At 66.2% G+C, this 16,441-nt stretch carries 13 protein-coding genes and 1 other RNA gene; 7 read left to right on the plus strand and 7 right to left on the minus strand.

Annotated elements, in window-relative coordinates; genetic code table 11:
• Window positions 1-8: 8 nt before the first annotated feature.
• The 4 genes from pheA to gyrA all read right to left on the minus strand — a co-directional run bounded on the left by pheA (window position 9) and on the right by gyrA (window position 5,649).
• Window positions 9-1,091, minus strand: a complete 1,083-nt coding sequence (gene pheA, locus LGM42_RS15830) for a prephenate dehydratase (RefSeq protein WP_034206715.1) — start codon at window positions 1,089-1,091, stop codon at window positions 9-11.
• Window positions 1,092-1,124: 33 nt separating this feature from the next.
• Window positions 1,125-2,207 (minus strand): 3-phosphoserine/phosphohydroxythreonine transaminase, encoded by a 1,083-nt coding sequence (gene serC, locus LGM42_RS15835; RefSeq protein WP_059574068.1) that lies wholly within the window; start codon window positions 2,205-2,207, stop codon window positions 1,125-1,127.
• 155 nt (window positions 2,208-2,362) lie between these two features.
• A complete protein-coding gene (locus LGM42_RS15840; protein ID WP_006486966.1) occupies window positions 2,363-2,962 on the minus strand; it encodes a DUF2059 domain-containing protein in 600 nt (199 codons plus the stop codon).
• A gap of 83 nt (window positions 2,963-3,045) precedes the next feature.
• Window positions 3,046-5,649, minus strand: coding sequence for a DNA gyrase subunit A (gene gyrA / locus LGM42_RS15845; protein WP_059574069.1), 2,604 nt, complete (start codon window positions 5,647-5,649; stop codon window positions 3,046-3,048).
• Window positions 5,650-6,184: 535 nt separating this feature from the next.
• Between gyrA and ompA the strand changes: the two genes are divergently transcribed.
• The 4 genes from ompA to ssrA all read left to right on the plus strand — a co-directional run bounded on the left by ompA (window position 6,185) and on the right by ssrA (window position 8,818).
• Complete coding sequence (ompA, locus tag LGM42_RS15850) at window positions 6,185-6,853, plus strand: outer membrane protein OmpA (RefSeq protein WP_059574070.1); 669 nt, start codon at window positions 6,185-6,187, stop codon at window positions 6,851-6,853.
• A 152-nt stretch (window positions 6,854-7,005) separates the two neighbouring features.
• The gene (gene ubiG / locus LGM42_RS15855; RefSeq protein WP_023475819.1) at window positions 7,006-7,704 is read left to right on the plus strand and encodes a bifunctional 2-polyprenyl-6-hydroxyphenol methylase/3-demethylubiquinol 3-O-methyltransferase UbiG; all 699 of its coding nucleotides are present in this window, start codon (window positions 7,006-7,008) and stop codon (window positions 7,702-7,704) included.
• 13 nt (window positions 7,705-7,717) lie between these two features.
• Entirely contained in the window at window positions 7,718-8,431 is a 714-nt protein-coding gene (gph, locus tag LGM42_RS15860; RefSeq protein WP_226232636.1) for a phosphoglycolate phosphatase, read from the plus strand.
• A gap of 17 nt (window positions 8,432-8,448) precedes the next feature.
• Window positions 8,449-8,818, plus strand: a transfer-messenger RNA (tmRNA) gene (gene ssrA, locus LGM42_RS15865).
• A 259-nt stretch (window positions 8,819-9,077) separates the two neighbouring features.
• Here ssrA and LGM42_RS15870 read toward each other — a convergent pair.
• The 3 genes from LGM42_RS15870 to LGM42_RS15880 all read right to left on the minus strand — a co-directional run bounded on the left by LGM42_RS15870 (window position 9,078) and on the right by LGM42_RS15880 (window position 11,263).
• On the minus strand, window positions 9,078-9,431 hold the full coding sequence (locus tag LGM42_RS15870; protein ID WP_099316180.1) for a DUF4148 domain-containing protein: 354 nt from the start codon (window positions 9,429-9,431) through the stop codon (window positions 9,078-9,080).
• Window positions 9,432-9,785: 354 nt separating this feature from the next.
• Window positions 9,786-10,055 (minus strand): hypothetical protein, encoded by a 270-nt coding sequence (locus tag LGM42_RS15875; protein ID WP_059574073.1) that lies wholly within the window; start codon window positions 10,053-10,055, stop codon window positions 9,786-9,788.
• Window positions 10,056-10,156: 101 nt separating this feature from the next.
• Window positions 10,157-11,263, minus strand: coding sequence for a substrate-binding domain-containing protein (locus LGM42_RS15880; protein ID WP_226232637.1), 1,107 nt, complete (start codon window positions 11,261-11,263; stop codon window positions 10,157-10,159).
• A gap of 131 nt (window positions 11,264-11,394) precedes the next feature.
• On the opposite strand from LGM42_RS15880, the gene LGM42_RS15885 reads away from it, so the two are divergent.
• The 3 genes from LGM42_RS15885 to fdhF are packed head-to-tail and all read left to right on the plus strand — an operon-like array spanning window position 11,395 to window position 16,438.
• Window positions 11,395-11,895, plus strand: coding sequence for an NAD(P)H-dependent oxidoreductase subunit E (locus LGM42_RS15885; RefSeq protein WP_226232638.1), 501 nt, complete (start codon window positions 11,395-11,397; stop codon window positions 11,893-11,895).
• Window positions 11,892-13,469, plus strand: a complete 1,578-nt coding sequence (locus tag LGM42_RS15890) for a formate dehydrogenase beta subunit (RefSeq protein WP_226232639.1) — start codon at window positions 11,892-11,894, stop codon at window positions 13,467-13,469. Before LGM42_RS15885 ends, LGM42_RS15890 begins: the two co-directional genes overlap by 4 nt.
• 17 nt (window positions 13,470-13,486) lie before the next feature.
• Window positions 13,487-16,438: a formate dehydrogenase subunit alpha gene (gene fdhF / locus LGM42_RS15895; protein ID WP_226232640.1), complete on the plus strand. Its 2,952-nt coding sequence runs from the start codon at window positions 13,487-13,489 to the stop codon at window positions 16,436-16,438.
• Window positions 16,439-16,441 lie beyond the last annotated feature (3 nt).

The raw sequence follows: 16,441 nt of genomic DNA on the forward strand, positions 1-16,441 counted from the left end.
GCAGCGCGTCACCGTGCGCGCGGATACGAGCCGAGTATCTTCAGGAACGCGGCCTTCTGACCGAGTTCCGCGAGCGCGGCCGCCACCGCCGCATCGTCGCGGTGCCCTTCGATGTCGATGTAGAAGTAATACTCCCACGTGCCGACGCGGGCCGGACGCGATTCGAAGCGCGTCATCGACACGCCGTGCCGCGCGAGCGGCTCGAGCAGCTTGAACACGGCGCCCGGCTCGTTCTTCACCGACACGATCAGCGACGTCTGGTCGTGACCGCTTTGGCCGGCCGGCTGCTTGCCGACGATCACGAAGCGCGTGCGGTTGTGCGGGTCGTCCTGGATCAGCGAGAACGCGATCTGCAAACCGTAGTGCGCGGCCGCGCGGTCGCCCGCGATCGCGGCGACGGTCGGATCGGCCGCTGCGAGGCGCGCGGCCTCCGCGTTGCTCGCCACGGCTTGCCGCTCGAGCTGCGGCGCATTCGCCGCGAGCCACTGCTGGCATTGCGCGAGCGCCTGCGCATGTGCGCAGACACGCTTCACGCCGTCGAGCGTGCCGCTCTGCGTGAGCAGGTTGTGATGGATGGGCAGCGCGAGCTCGCCGCTGATCACCAGCTGGGTCTGCAGCAGCAGGTCGAGCGTGCGCGAGACGGCGCCTTCGGTCGAATTCTCGACCGGCGCGATGCCGAACGCGGACGCACCGGCCTCGACCGAGCGGAACACCTCGTCGATCGACGGGCACGGCAGCCCTTCGATCGACTGGCCGAAATACTCGAGCATCGCCTGCTCGCTATACGTGCCGACCGGCCCGAGGAACGCGACGTGGATCGTCTGCTCGAGCGCGCGGCTCGCCGCCATGATCTCGCGCCAGATGGCGCTGATGTGCTCGCTCGCGAGCGGCCCGGCGCTCATGTCCTGCAGCCGCGCGATCACCTGCAGCTCACGCTCCGGCCGGAACACCGGCGCGTTGAAATGCTTCTTGACCTCGCCCACCTCCAGCGCCACCGCGGCGCGCTGGTTCAGGAGCGCGATCAGCTGCGCGTCGATCGCGTCGATGCGGTCGCGCAGCGGTTTCAGGCGGGAATTCAGTTCGTCGTCCATGCGTTTTGCCGTGCTGTTTGAACAGCGCCGCCGTCAGGCGCCGCGCCGCTCGAAGTCCTTCATGTACTCGACGAGCGCCTTCACGCCCTCGAGCGGCACCGCGTTATAGATCGACGCCCGCATGCCGCCGACGGACTTGTGGCCCTTCAGCTGCAGCAGCCCGCGCGCCTTTGCGCCGGCAAGGAAGTCTTCGTTGCGCGATTCGTCGGCCAGGAAAAACGGCACGTTCATGCGCGAACGTGCTGCCGGCTCGACCTTGTTCAGATAGAAACTGCTCGCGTCGATCGTGTCGTAGAGCAGCTTCGCCTTTTCGGTGTTGCGGGCCTCGATCGCTTCGAGGCCGCCCTGCCGCTTCAGCCACTGGAACACGAGGCCCGCGATGTAGATCGCGTAAGTGGGCGGCGTGTTGTACAGCGAGTTGTTCGCGGCGATGGTCTTCCATTCGAACGCGGACGGGCAGATCGACAGCGCGCGATCGAGCAGATCCTCGCGCACGATCACGACCGTCACGCCGGCCATCCCGATGTTCTTCTGCGCGCCGCCGAACAGCACGCCGTATTTCGCGACGTCCATCGGGCGCGACAGGATGTGCGACGAGACATCCGCGACCAGCGGCACGTCGCCGAGATCGGGGATCTCGAACGTCTCGACGCCGTCGATCGTCTCGTTGGTGCACAGATGCACGTAGGCCGGATCGTCGGACAACTGCCATTCGGCGCGCGCGGGCGCACGCGTGAAGCCGTCCTCCGTCTTGCCGGTCGCGGCCAGATGCGGCGTGCAGAACTTCTTCGCCTCGCCGAACGATTTCTGCGACCACGAACCCGTCACGACGAAATCGGCCGTCTTGCGCGAGCCGAGCAGGTTCATCGGCACGATCGCGTTTTCCGCGATGCCGCCGCCCTGCAGGAACAGGATCCGGTGGCTCGCCGGCACGCCGAGCAGGTCGCGCAGATCGGTCAGCGCGGCCTCGTGGATCGACATGAATTCCTTGCCGCGATGGCTCATCTCCATCACGCTCATGCCGCTGCCGTGCCAGTCGAGCATTTCGTCGGCGGCTTGCCGCAGCACTTCCTCGGGCATCGCCGCCGGGCCGGCGGAGAAATTAAAGACGCGCATCGTGAAAACCTCGGGAAGGACGCGACCGGCTTGCCGCCGGCAAAACGCGCCAGAAAAGAAATGGCCGCTTGCGCTCGCGCGCAAACGGCCATTATCGCACTGTCGTCAGGCTCCCGCCAAACCCGGCCGAACGGCCGGGGGCGCGCCCGGACGGCTTACTTGCCCGGCTTGACTGCTGCGACTTCCTTGTCAGCCTGCGTACGCGTTGCCTGGATCGCTTGCGGCATGTACTTCTGCATCAGGCCGTTGACCACGTCGCGACCGACCTGATCCTGAACCTGGATGAACTTGCGGCCCGTCGGGCTCTTGTAGAACGTCGTCAGATCCTTGATCTCCGACGTGCTGTAGTACTTCGCGTACGCGTCGTACTGCGCCGACATCGCATCGCTCTGGAACTGCTGCGTGCCGAACACCTTGCCTGCGCCGTCGACCAGCTTCGGCACCGCGTTCTTCTGCAGCGTCGGAACGGCAGCCTGCTTCTGCTTGTCGTTCAGCGTCTTGTTTTCCGACAGCGCGTCCGACAGGATGGCCGGTACGAGCTGCTTCGCCTGCATTTCGGCGCTGTTGCCGATTGCCGACACGAGCTTCGGCGCGTCGATCGCGTCGAGCAGATCCTTGATCGCAGCCTTCTTGTCGGCGTCGATCGGCGCAGCTGCCGCCGGAGCAGCCGGTGCGGAATTCGACAGCGCCTGCGCCATCGCGAACGTCGGCACCAGTGCAGCCAGCAGAACCAGTTGCTTGAATTGCTTTTGCATCATCACTCCCTTTTGGAAATATGAATGGTTGCTCGCCGGCCGCGGCGCTTTTCGCCCGCGGCGGCCAGAGTCTCATCCGTTCTTCAGGCTTCGCCGTCCGACGCCTCGTCGGCTTCGCCCTCTCCCTCTTCGGCCTCCGCGATCTGCTGCAGGCCAGAGAGCTTGGTACCCTCATCGAGACTGATGAGTGTAACACCTTGCGTGGCGCGCCCCATCTCGCGTATCTCGGAAACACGGGTGCGAATCAACACGCCGGCCGTCGTGATCAGCATGATCTGATCCTCGGCGTCGACGAGCGTCGCGGCCACGACCTTGCCGTTGCGCTCGGACGTCTGGATCGCGATCATACCCTTCGTGCCGCGGCCATGGCGCGTGTACTCGGTGATCGGCGTGCGCTTGCCGTAGCCGTTTTCGGTCGCGGTGAGCACGGTCTGCTCCTCGCTGCCCGCAACCAGCATCGCGATGACCTGCTGCCCGTCCTCGAGCTGCATGCCGCGCACGCCGCGCGCCTCGCGCCCCATTGGACGCACGTCGTTCTCGTCGAAACGCACGGCCTTGCCGGCGTCGGAGAACAGCATCACGTCGTGCGCGCCGTCGGTGATCGACGCACCGATCAGGTAGTCGCCGTCGTCGAGGCCGACCGCGATGATGCCCTTCTTCATCGGGCGGCTGAATGCCTCGAGCGGCGTCTTCTTCACGGTGCCGAGCGACGTCGCCATGAAGATGAACTTGTCGGCCGAGAATTCCTTGACCGGCAGCACGACGTTGATCTTCTCGCCTTCCTGCAGCGGGAACATGTTGACGATCGGGCGGCCGCGCGAGTTGCGCGAGCCCTGCGGCACTTCATAGACCTTGACCCAGTACACGCGGCCGCGGTTCGAGAAGCACAGGATGTAATCGTGCGTGTTCGCGATGAACAGCGTCTCGATCCAGTCGTCTTCCTTCATCTGCGTCGCCTGCTTGCCGCGACCGCCGCGCTTCTGCGCGCGGTACTCGGACAGCGGCTGCGACTTCACGTAGCCCGCGTGCGACATCGTGACGACCATGTCCTGCGGCGTGATCAGATCCTCGGTGTTCAGCTCGGTCGCGTTCAGCTCGATCCTCGAGCGGCGCGCGTCGCCGAATTCGGCCTTCACCGAGGTCAGCTCGTCGCCGATCATCGTCGTGATCCGCTCGGGGCGCGCGAGGATGTCCAGCAGGTCGGCGATCTGCGCCATCACGTCGCGGTACTCGCCGATGATCTTGTCCTGCTCGAGGCCGGTCAGGCGCTGCAGACGCATCTGCAGGATTTCCTGCGCCTGCGTGTCGGACAGGCGGTACAGCCCGTCGCCCTGCATCCCGAACGCCGGGTTCAGGCCTTCCGGACGGTACGCGGAACGGCCGCCGGCCGCCGCGTTCTCGCTCTCGGCGCGCGTCAGCATCTCGCGCACGAGCGACGAATCCCAAGGCTTCGCCATCAGCTCCTGCTTCGCGATCGGCGGCGTCGGCGCGGCCTTGATGATCGCGATGAATTCGTCGATGTTCGCGAGCGCGACCGCGAGACCTTCGAGCACGTGGCCGCGTTCGCGGGCCTTGCGCAGTTCGTAGATCGTGCGGCGCGTCAGCACTTCGCGTCGGTGCGACAGGAAGCACTGCAGGATTTCCTTCAGGTTCAGCAGCTTCGGCTGGCCGTCGACGAGCGCGACCATGTTCATGCCGAACGTGTCCTGCAGCTGCGTCGCCTTGTACAGGTTGTTCAGCACCACTTCGGGCACTTCGCCGCGCTTGAGCTCGATCACGACGCGCATGCCGCTCTTGTCGGACTCGTCGCGGATGTCGGAGATGCCCTCGAGCTTCTTCTCGTTGACGAGCTCGGCGATCCGCTCGAGCAGCGAGCGCTTGTTCACCTGGTACGGCAGCTCGTCGACGATGATCGCCATCCGCTGGCCGCGGTCGATCTCCTCGAAGTGCGTGGCCGCGCGCATCACGACGCGGCCGCGCCCGGTGCGGTAGCCGTCGCGCACGCCGGCGACGCCGTAGATGATGCCGGCCGTCGGGAAGTCCGGCGCCGGGATGATCTCGATCAGCTCGTCGATCGTCGCGTCCGGGTTGCCCAGCAGGTGCTGGCACGCGTCGACGACTTCGTTCAGGTTGTGCGGCGGGATGTTGGTCGCCATGCCGACCGCGATGCCCGACGAGCCGTTGATCAGCAGGTTCGGGATGCGCGACGGCAGGACCGACGGCTGCATTTCGTTGCCGTCGTAGTTCGGCTCGAAATCGACCGTTTCCTTGTCGATGTCGGCGAGCAGCTCGTGACCGATCTTCGCCATGCGAATTTCGGTGTAGCGCATCGCCGCGGCATTGTCGCCGTCGATCGAGCCGAAGTTGCCCTGCCCGTCGATCAGCATGTAGCGCAGCGAGAAATCCTGCGCCATCCGCACGATCGTGTCGTAGACCGCGGTATCGCCGTGAGGGTGGTATTTACCGATCACGTCACCGACGATACGCGCCGACTTCTTGTACGCGCGGTTCCAGTCGTTGTTCAGTTCGTGCATCGCGAACAGCACGCGCCGATGCACGGGCTTCAGGCCATCGCGGACATCCGGGAGGGCACGTCCGACGATCACGCTCATCGCGTAATCGAGATACGAACGGCGCATTTCCTCCTCTAGGGAGGTGGGCAGGGTCTCTTTGGCGAATTGATCCATGTATCCGTATCGTTTCGGAGCGAAGACGGCGAACGCCTTTCGCGTGGGCGCTGCATGCGCAACGCAACGCGAGATTCTAACATGCGCCCATCAGCCGCCAATTCGCCTCCCCCTCTATATATAGATAGCGAAAATCGCGGCGGCGGCAAGCCGGACGCAACCGCGCGCCGGCTCGGACCCGACATCGCGGACGACTGCGCGGCGCGCGTTTCATGCGCACGCGTAAACAACCGCACGCCGGCGCGCAACCTCACGCGCGCTCTTGACAATTTCTAAAAGTTGCGGCAGGCCGGTGTTGCGCATGCACCACAAAGTTGAAGCGATCTTGGGGTGGGGAGGATTTTTTTTCGTAGGAAGGGAACGATATGGCAAAATGCCAACGCACTGAAAGTTAGACGCTGCTCGAAGTCTACCTACAAGGAGCGGCGCCGCATTTTTGTGCCGCACCAATGTTATACTTCGAGCAATGTATGACTTGTCACCGTCAACAGGCTCGCAGTAAACCTGCGGTAATCTCAATTTCGAGAGGAGAAATATGAATAAACTTTCAAAGCTCGCGTTCATTGCAGCTACCGCAGTTATGGCTGCATCCGCTTCGGCACAATCGGTGCCGGCGTCGCGTCAGGCCGTCAATGACAACTGGGTGAACGGCACGGGCGAATGGGTGTGGATGAACGGCACGAACGAGCTCTGCTGGCGCGATGCGTTCTGGACGCCGGCCACCGCCAACGCCAAGTGCGATGGCGCACTGGTCGCCCAGGCACCGCAGCCGCCGGTCGCTCCGGTCGCTCCGGTCATCTCGAGCCAGAAGATCACGTATCAAGCCGACGCACTGTTCGACTTCGACAAGGCAACGCTGAAGCCGCTGGGCAAGCAGAAGCTGGACGAACTGGCTTCGAAGATCCAAGGCATGAACACGGAAGTGGTCGTTGCAACGGGCTACACGGACCGCATCGGTTCGGACAAGTACAACGACCGCCTGTCGCTGCGCCGTGCTCAAGCCGTGAAGTCGTACCTGGTCAGCAAGGGTGTGCCGGCCAACAAGATCTACACGGAAGGCAAGGGCAAGCGCAACCCGGTTACGACTGGCTGCAACCAGAAGAACCGCAAGCAACTCATCGCCTGCCTCGCACCGGACCGCCGCGTGGAAGTCGAAGTGGTTGGTACGCAGCAAGTGGAAAAGACGACCGTTCCGGCAAACTAAGCCGCGGCTCTCGACTGCTTCAAAGCCCCGCTCCGGCGGGGCTTTTTCATTGACGCCCGTCCAGGCGCTCGCTGGCCACGTCGTTCGCCCGCTTATATACTCGGGGCTGACGCACCGAAGCACCGCCCTCCTCTCGTAGCCCGTTTGCCGACATGACCAACGCCGATCCGCACGAACTCCAGAAATTCAGCGACCTCGCCCATCGGTGGTGGGATCCGAATGCCGAATTCAAACCGCTGCACGACCTGAACCCGGTCCGGCTCGGCTGGATCGATGCCCATGCGCATCTGGCCGGCAAGCGCGCGCTCGACATCGGCTGCGGCGGCGGCATCCTGTCCGAATCGATGGCCGGGCTCGGCGCCCAGGTGAAAGGCATCGATCTGTCGACCGAAGCGCTGGGCGTGGCCGACCTGCACAGCCTCGAAAGCGGCATTTCGGTCGAATACGAGGCGATCGCCGCCGAAGCGATCGCCGCGCGCGAACCCGGCACCTACGACGTCGTCACGTGCATGGAGATGCTCGAGCACGTGCCGTCGCCCGGCGACATCGTGGCCGCGTGCGCGACGCTCGTGAAGCCGGGCGGCTGGGTGTTCTTCTCGACGCTGAACCGCAACCTGAAGTCCTACCTGTTCGCCGTGATCGGCGCGGAGTACATCGCGCAAATGCTGCCGAAGGGCACGCACGACTACGCGCGCTTCATCCGCCCGTCGGAACTGGCCGGCTTCGTGCGCGCGACGGATCTGCACATCGTCGAGATCAAGGGCATCACCTATCACCCGATCGGCAAGCGCTTCGCGCTGTCGAACGACACCGACATCAACTACCTCGTCGCGTGCCGCCGCGGCGCGTGACCCTCCGAACGGCATGACGACTCCCCTTTCGACCGCGCGGATCGCAGACGAACCGCGCCTGCTGCACTGCGATGCGGTCCTGTTCGACCTGGACGGCACGCTCGCCGATACCGCGCCCGATCTCGCGGCAGCCGTCAACAAAATGCAGCGCGAGCGCGGCCTGCCCGAAACGCCGCTCGACGTGTTGCGGCCGCTGGCGTCCGCCGGCGCGCGGGGCCTGTTGGGCGGCGCGTTCGGCATCGATCCGCACACGCCCGGCTACGAAGCGATGCGCGACGAGTTCCTGATCAATTACGCAACGGATATCTGCGTACATACCACGCTGTTTCCCGGCATCGGCGACGTGCTCGACGAACTCGATGCGCGCGGCGTGCGCTGGGGCATCGTCACGAACAAGGCGATGCGCCTCACGGCGCCGCTGGCCGACCTGCTCGGCCTGTCGTCGCGCGCGGCCTGCATCGTCGGGGGCGACACAACGCCGCACTCGAAGCCGCACCCGGCTCCGCTGCTGCATGCGGCAGCGCAGATGGCGCTCGCGCCCGAGCGCATCGTCTATGTCGGCGACGATCTTCGCGACATTCAGGCCGGAAGCGCCGCTGGCATGGCGACGGTCGCCGCCGCGTACGGCTACTGCGGCGACGGCGCGGCGCCGGCTGACTGGCAAGCGCAGCATCTCGTCGGTTCGACGCAGGAACTGCGGCACCTGCTGCGCGATGTTGGGCTATAATGATCGATCTTATCCGCGGGGGCGACCTGGTTTCGACAGGGGTTGTGAAGCGGCTAGGGCATGTCGAGGACCCGTCACCTCGTTAATCAATGGGAAAATCGTAACTGCAAACGACGATACGTTCGCACTGGCAGCCTAAGGGCCGCCGTCCTCTGCCTAGTTCACTGACGGGCTAGTGTCGCAAGACCGGTAGCAATACCGCCAGAGGTCATTTACGTCAGTTAAGCCCTGTCGGCGTCGCGACGCCAGGGTCGAAAACCTAGCGAATCGCCGTAGTGCAGCGTGTTCGTCCGCGTCGCTGCGGTTAAATCAAAAGACCGAACTAAACATGTAGAACTAGTCGTGGAGCGCTTCTGGACGCGGGTTCGATTCCCGCCGCCTCCACCAAATTCCGCGCTCGTCGCACGAACCCCGCATGACGCCAGTCTGCGGGGTTTTTTGTTGCCGGCGACACGCACGCCGACTCCTTCCGAAAAAGCGCCCAGCCCCGGACGGGCCGGGCGGAATGCCACCGGTGCTCCGGCGGCAGGAGGTGACGGATGTTCTGGCGCGGTCGCCCCATCAGCGATTGCGCCGCGCAGCGGCCGGCCCGCTGGTCAGGGTTTGGGCACGACTTGGGCCCCGACCGTGACCGGCGACGCGGGGCTCAACTGCCGCGATACAGCGACTTCATTTCGTCCGCGCTGGCCGGGCGCACGCCCATTGCGCGCGAACCCGACGCCGATGCGCCCTGTGCCTGCGCACCGTAGCCGCTGGCGTCGGCGCCTTGAGCTTGAGCCAGTGCACTGCGCTGCTGCTCCGCGACACGCGCGGTTGCGGCCTGGATCGCTTCCGGATAATGCGGATCTTCGCCGCGGGCGGAGTTGTAACCGGCCTGCTGCAGTTGAACCAGTTCGGCACGGACCTGCGCACGGGTGATCGTCGAGCCCGACTGGGCGAACGACGCAACCGGGGCAACGAGAGCGGCAGCAACGACAACGGCTTGAACGAGCGACTTCATGATGACCTACCTCCAGATTTGTCTGATTCGGCGGTGAACACCCTTGATCAGCGCCGACAAACCGAAGTTTATGTAGGTGGATGCTTAAGAATAAGGCAGGTTTCAGGAAGACATCCTTCCTGATTTACGGGTTAACCCTAGAATCCTTGCCCGCACGATGATGCGGGCGAATCGCCGTTTCGTCTCCCGCATTGCATGAACGGCCCGCCGAAAAGCACGAGCCCCGCAAAGCGCAGGCTTCGCGGGGCTCGAACAAAGCAGGATTGGGTGGAGCGCGGGTTAGGAGGTTCGTCGATTGATCGAACCGCTACGTGGAACACAGCACCCCACTCGCACAGGCCAGTTGCCTCCGCGCTACCGGGCATCCATCGGGCACTTCAGGTTGCAGCCGTTCGGGTCGCCCAGGTCGCCCTTGCGGCGCAACGCCGACTTCTTGCCGGTCTGGTATTTGTCCGACGGCGCCGATGCCGCGAACGGCATCTGCGGATGTTCGTTCAGTCGGAACTGTTCGCTCAGGATGCCGCCGGGCACGCCCGGGGAATTCTGCGCGAACGCAAACGGCGAAGCGACGACCAGCAACCCCGCGGTCAACGCTGCCGCGGCAAGGGGAACGGGAAATTTCATGGCGGGATGACGCCTGAACGGCGTGCTTGTTGGAACGTTGATCAAGCGGCAAGCGTAGCGCAAATCCCCCGCTGCTGCAGCGCGGTTCGATCGCGTCCTCGTTACCGGGAATTGCCGTCCGGCACGCTCGAGCCGTCGCCGCCGGCCAGTCCGGTCGCGATGCGCTCCAGCGCGCCGCACGCAGCCGGATCGTAGCCGTCGAGACGCGCGACGCGTTCGACGAAGCGTGCGTCGCGCAGCAGCGCCAGCACATCGGCGAGCGGCCGCACATCGAGCCGCGCGCGTTCGCATGCGAAGTAATAGTCTTCGTCGACGATCGGGATGAAGTCGAGCCCGAAGTGACGGGCGGCCGGCTCGACGCCGAAGCCGAGATCGGCCATGCCGCTCGCGACGAACGCCGCGATCGCCGAATGCGTGAGTTCGGCCGACGCATAGCCGTCGATGCGCTCCGGATCGATGCCGATCGCGCGCAGCGCGAGATCCAGCAGCATGCGCGTGCCCGACCCCGGCTGGCGGTTGACGAAGCGGATGTCGTCACGCGCGAGATCCGCCAGCCCGCGCACCTGCTTCGGGTTGCCGCGCGGCACGAACAGCCCCTGCTGGCGGCGTGTCAGGTGGATCAACACGTGGCGCGCGTCGTCGAGCCACGGCCGGTAGATCTGCGCGCACTGCGCGCGAAACGCGCCGCGCGGCAAATGGAAACCGGCGAGGTCGCATTCGCCGCGGGCGAGCGCCTGCACGGCCTCGACGCTCTCGCGATACTTGATGTCGACGGCCGCCTGCGCATCGACGAGCGCGGAAACGAGCGTCGCGACCGCATAACCGTGCGACGCATGGATGCGCACGGCGCCGTCGCGCTGCGCGAGCCGCCGGTTCAGGTCGCTGGCCACCTCGGCCGCCAGCGTGCGCAGGTTCCCGTCGAGGCGACTATGCGCCAGACGCTGCGCATCGACGACCGCCCGGCCGAGCGCCGACAACGTCGAACCCTTGCCGCGCGCGGTTTCGATCAATTCCCCGCCGATGCACGATTCCAGCGCGCGCAGCATGCCCCACGCGTGCCGGTACGACAGTCCCTTGGCTTGCGCGGCCTGCGCGATGCTGCCCGTATCGGCCACGAGTTCCAGCAGCGGAGCGACGTCCGACAGACTGGCCGACCGGCCTTCCGTGTCGCGTACGGTCAGATACGCGTCGCATTCGATCCGAATCAATTATGCACTCCGATTTCCTATTGCGACCGCGAAATCTTCCGCTTATCGTGGGTGAAAATCAATCAGAACGAAGTCGCGATGCGCACTATATGAATTTCGAGCGCATATGAGGCTTTGGAGGAGCAAAACCGATGTCCCCGAATTCCCCTGCGCCCGACGTGCTCGTCGAGCGCCATGCGCGCGCCGGCCGCTCGCTCGTCGCGATCCTGCATGCGATCCAGGACGACGCGGGCTACGTGCCGGCGGGCTGCGTCGCGCCGCTGGCCAAGGTGCTGAACCTGTCGCGCGCGGAAGTACATGGCGTCCTGACCTACTACCACCACTTCCGCACCGCGCCGCCCGCCCGCGTGACGATCCAGATGTGCCGCGCCGAAGCGTGCCGCAGCATGGGCTGCGAAACGCTCGCCGCCCACGCGGAAGCCCGCACGGGCTGCCGGTTCGACGCCAAGCACGGCGATGCCGCCGCGGCCCGTACGCCGGACGACGTCGCGCTCGAGTCGGTCTACTGCCTTGGACTGTGCGCGCAATCGCCGTCGATGACGGTCAACGGGGTGCTCCACGCCAAGGTCACGCCGGAGAAGTTCGACGCGCTGCTGGCCGACGCGGTGGCCCACGCGCAGGAGGCGGCATGACGACCCGCATCTACGTTCCGCGCGATTCGTCCGCGCTGGCGCTCGGCGCCGACGCGCTCGCCGCCGCGATCTCGGCCGAAGCCGAACGGCGCGAGGTCGCCATCGAGGTGGTCCGCAACGGGTCACGCGGGCTGCTGTGGCTCGAACCGCTCGTCGAGGTCGGGACGGCCGCAGGCCGCGTCGGCTATGCCAACCTGTCGGCCGCCGACGTGCCCGCCCTATTCGACGCCGGCTGGCTCGACGGCGGCGCGCACCCGAGCGGCGTCGGCCTCGTCGACGCGCTGCCCTACCTCGCCCGCCAGCAGCGGCTCACGTTCGCACGGATCGGCCTGACCGATCCGCTGTCGATCGACGACTATCTGCAACACGAGGGGCTTGCCGGCCTGAAGAACGCGCTGGCGCTCGACGGCGACACCGCATGCGAAACGCTGATCGAGTCGGGGCTGCGCGGCCGCGGCGGCGCGGCGTTCCCGGCCGGCATCAAGTGGCGTACCGTGCGGCAGGCGCGCGCCGCGCAGAAATACATCGTCTGCAACGCGGACGAAGGCGATTCGGGCACGTTCTCCGACCGCCTGCTGATGGAATGCGACCCGTACTGCCTGATCGAAGGGATGATCATCGCGGGCGTCGCCACCGGCGCGACGGTCGGCTACATCTACGTGCGCAGCGAATACCCGCACGCGATCGCCACGCTCGAAGCGGCAATCGTCCGCGCGCGTGAAGCGGGCTGGCTCGGCGAGCACGTGCTCGGCTCCGCGCATGCGTTCGAGCTGCACGTCGCGAAAGGCGCGGGCTCGTACGTATGCGGCGAGGAAACGGCGCTGCTCGAATCGCTCGAGGGCAAGCGCGGCGTCGTGCGCGCGAAGCCGCCGCTGCCGGCGCTCGCCGGCCTGTTCGGCCAGCCGACGGTCATCAACAACGTGATCACGCTCGCGACGGCGCCCGTGATCTTCGCGCGCGGCGCCGCGTTCTATCGCGACTACGGGATGGGCCGCTCGCGCGGCACGCTGCCGTTCCAGCTCGCAGGCAACATCCGTCACGGCGGTCTCGTCGAGCTCGCATTCGGCGTCACGCTGCGCGAACTGCTGTTCGACTTCGGCGGCGGCACGGCCAGCGGCCGGCCGGCACGCGCCGCGCAGGTCGGCGGCCCGCTCGGCACCTACCTGCCCGACCACCAGTGGGACGTGCCGCTCGACTACGAGGCGTACGCGGCGATCGGCGCGGTCGTCGGCCACGGCGGCGTCGTGCTGCACGACGACACGTCGAATCTCGCCGAGCTGGCCGAGTATGCGATGAAGTTCTGCGCGATCGAATCGTGCGGCAAGTGCACGCCGTGCCGGATCGGCTCGACGCGCGGTGTCGAGACGATCGCGCGGATCCGCCACGGCGATACGTCGGAGCGGCAGGTCACGCTGTTGCGCGACCTGTGCGACACGATGCTGGCCGGTTCGCTATGCGCGATGGGCGGCATGACGCCGTACCCGGTGCTGTCCGCACTCGACCATTTCCCCGAAGATTTCGGGCTCGCTGCCGGCAAGGATGCCGCGTCGGGCCCGGTCAAGGCCGCGGCCTGACCCAGAAGGAGCCCTGCATGTCACTCGACACGAACAACGTCCGCCAAGGCGGCTGCGGCTCGGGCCAATGCGCGTGCAAGAGCGCGGCACAGGCGCGCGCCCGCGACCCGTTCGACGATACCGATTACGGCACGCCGCAACGGCATGCCGATACCGACGTCACGCTCGAAATCGACGGCCAGCCGGTCACGGTGCCGGCCGGCACGTCGGTGATGCGCGCGGCGATCGAAGCCGGCGTCAACGTCCCGAAGCTCTGCGCGACCGATTCGCTCGAGCCGTTCGGCTCGTGCCGGCTGTGCCTCGTCGAGATCGAGGGCCGGCGCGGCTATCCGGCGTCGTGCACGACGCCCGCCGAAGCCGGCATGAAGGTGCGCACGCAGTCGGACCGGCTGCAGTCGCTGCGCCGCAACGTGATGGAGCTGTACATCTCTGACCACCCGCTCGACTGCCTCACGTGCCCGGCCAACGGCGACTGCGAGCTGCAGGACATGGCGGGCGTGGTCGGGCTGCGCGAGGTGCGTTATGGTTTCGACGGCGCGAATCACCTGAAGGACACGAAGGACGAGTCGAATCCGTACTTCACGTATGACCCGTCGAAGTGCATCGTCTGCAACCGCTGCGTGCGCGCGTGCGAGGAAACGCAGGGCACGTTCGCGCTGACGATCGCCGCGCGCGGCTTCGAGTCGCGCGTCGCCGCGGGCGAAAGCGAATCGTTCATGGCATCGGAATGCGTGTCGTGCGGCGCGTGCGTCGCCGCCTGCCCGACGGCCACGCTGCAGGAAAAATCCGTCGTGCAGTTGGGGCAGGCCGAACACTCGGTCGTCACGACCTGTGCGTATTGCGGCGTCGGCTGCTCGTTCAAGGCCGAGATGAAGGGCACGCAGGTCGTGCGCATGACGCCGCACAAGAACGGTCTCGCGAACGAAGGCCACGCGTGCGTGAAGGGACGCTTCGCGTGGGGCTATGCGACGCACAAGGACCGCATCACGAAGCCGATGATCCGCGAGAAGATCACCGACCCGTGGCGCGAAGTGAGCTGGGAAGAGGCGCTCACGTACGCGGCGACGCAATTCCGCAAGCTGCAGCAGAAGTACGGCCGCGATTCGATCGGCGGCATCACGTCGTCGCGCTGCACGAACGAGGAAACCTATCTCGTGCAGAAGCTCGTGCGCGCCGCGTTCGGCAACAACAACGTCGATACCTGCGCACGCGTGTGCCACTCGCCGACCGGCTATGGCCTCAAGACGACGCTCGGCGAATCGGCCGGCACGCAGACGTTCGCCTCGGTCGGCCAGGCCGACGTGATCGTCGTGATGGGCGCGAACCCGACCGACGGCCATCCGGTGTTCGGCTCGCGGCTGAAGCGGCGCGTGCGCGAAGGCGCGAAGCTGATCGTGATCGACCCGCGCCGCATCGACGTCGTCGACGGCCCGCACGTGAAGGCCACGCACCACCTGCAGTTGCGCCCCGGCACCAACGTCGCGATCGTCAATGCGCTGGCGCACGTGATCGTCACCGAAGGGCTGGTGGCCGAGGCCTTCGTCGCCGAGCGCTGCGACACGCGCGCGTTCGAGCAATGGCGCGACTTCGTCGCGCAGCCCGACAATTCGCCCGAGGCGACCGCGGACGTCACCGGCGTGCCGGCCGAGCGGGTGCGCGAGGCCGCGCGCCTCTACGCGACGGGCGGCAACGCCGCGATCTATTACGGCCTGGGCGTGACCGAGCACGCGCAGGGCTCGACGACGGTGATGGGCATCGCGAACCTCGCGATGGCGACCGGCAACGTCGGCCGCGAAGGCGTCGGCGTCAATCCGCTGCGCGGTCAGAACAACGTGCAGGGTTCGTGCGACATGGGCTCGTTCCCGCACGAGCTGCCCGGCTACCGGCACATCGGCGACGCGGTCGTGCGCACGCAGTTCGAGCAGGCGTGGTCGGCCACGCTGCAGCCGGAGCCGGGGCTGCGCATCCCGAACATGTTCGACGCGGCGCTCGATGGCAGCTTCAAGGGGCTCTACTGCCAGGGCGAGGACATCGTCCAGTCGGATCCGAACACGCAGCACGTGGCGGCCGCGCTGTCGGCGATGGAATGCATCGTCGTGCAGGACATCTTCCTGAACGAAACCGCGAAATACGCGCACGTGCTGCTGCCGGGCTCGACGTTCCTCGAGAAGGACGGCACGTTCACGAACGCGGAGCGGCGGATCTCGCGCGTGCGCAAGGTGATGCCGCCGCTCGCCGGCTACGCGGACTGGGAAGTCACGCTGCTGCTGTCGCAGGCGCTCGGCTACGACATGCACTACGCGCATCCGTCGGAAATCATGGACGAGATCGCGCGGCTCACGCCGACTTTCGCGGGGGTGTCGTACGAGAAGCTCGACGCACTCGGCAGCATCCAGTGGCCGTGCAACGAACACGCGCCGGAAGGCACGCCGACGATGCACATCGACACGTTCGTGCGCGGCAAGGGCCGGTTCGTGATCACCAAGTTCATTCCGACGCCGGAGAAGGTCACGCAGCGCTATCCGCTGATCCTGACGACGGGCCGCATCCTGTCGCAATACAACGTGGGCGCGCAGACGCGCCGCACCGAAAACGTCCGGTGGCATGAAGAGGATCGCCTCGAGATCCATCCGCACGATGCGCAGGATCGCGGGATCCGCACCGGCGACTGGGTCGGCATCGAGTCGCGCGCGGGGCAGACGGTGCTGCGCGCGCTCGTGACGGAGCGCATGCAGCCGGGCGTCGTGTACACCACGTTCCACTTCCCCGAATCGGGCGCGAACGTGATCACGACGGACAGCTCCGACTGGGCGACGAACTGCCCCGAATACAAGGTGACGGCCGTGCAGGTGTTGCCGGTTGCGCAACCGTCCGACTGGCAGCGTGCCTATGCGCGCTTCAACTCGGAGCAGCTCGACCTGCTCGAGCGCCGCGCGGCCGCGCCGGTCGCCGTGACGACAGGCAAGTGAGGC

Source organism: Burkholderia sp. AU39826 (assembly GCF_020419965.1).
In the GTDB taxonomy this organism is placed as follows: Bacteria; Pseudomonadota; Gammaproteobacteria; order Burkholderiales; family Burkholderiaceae; genus Burkholderia; species Burkholderia semiarida.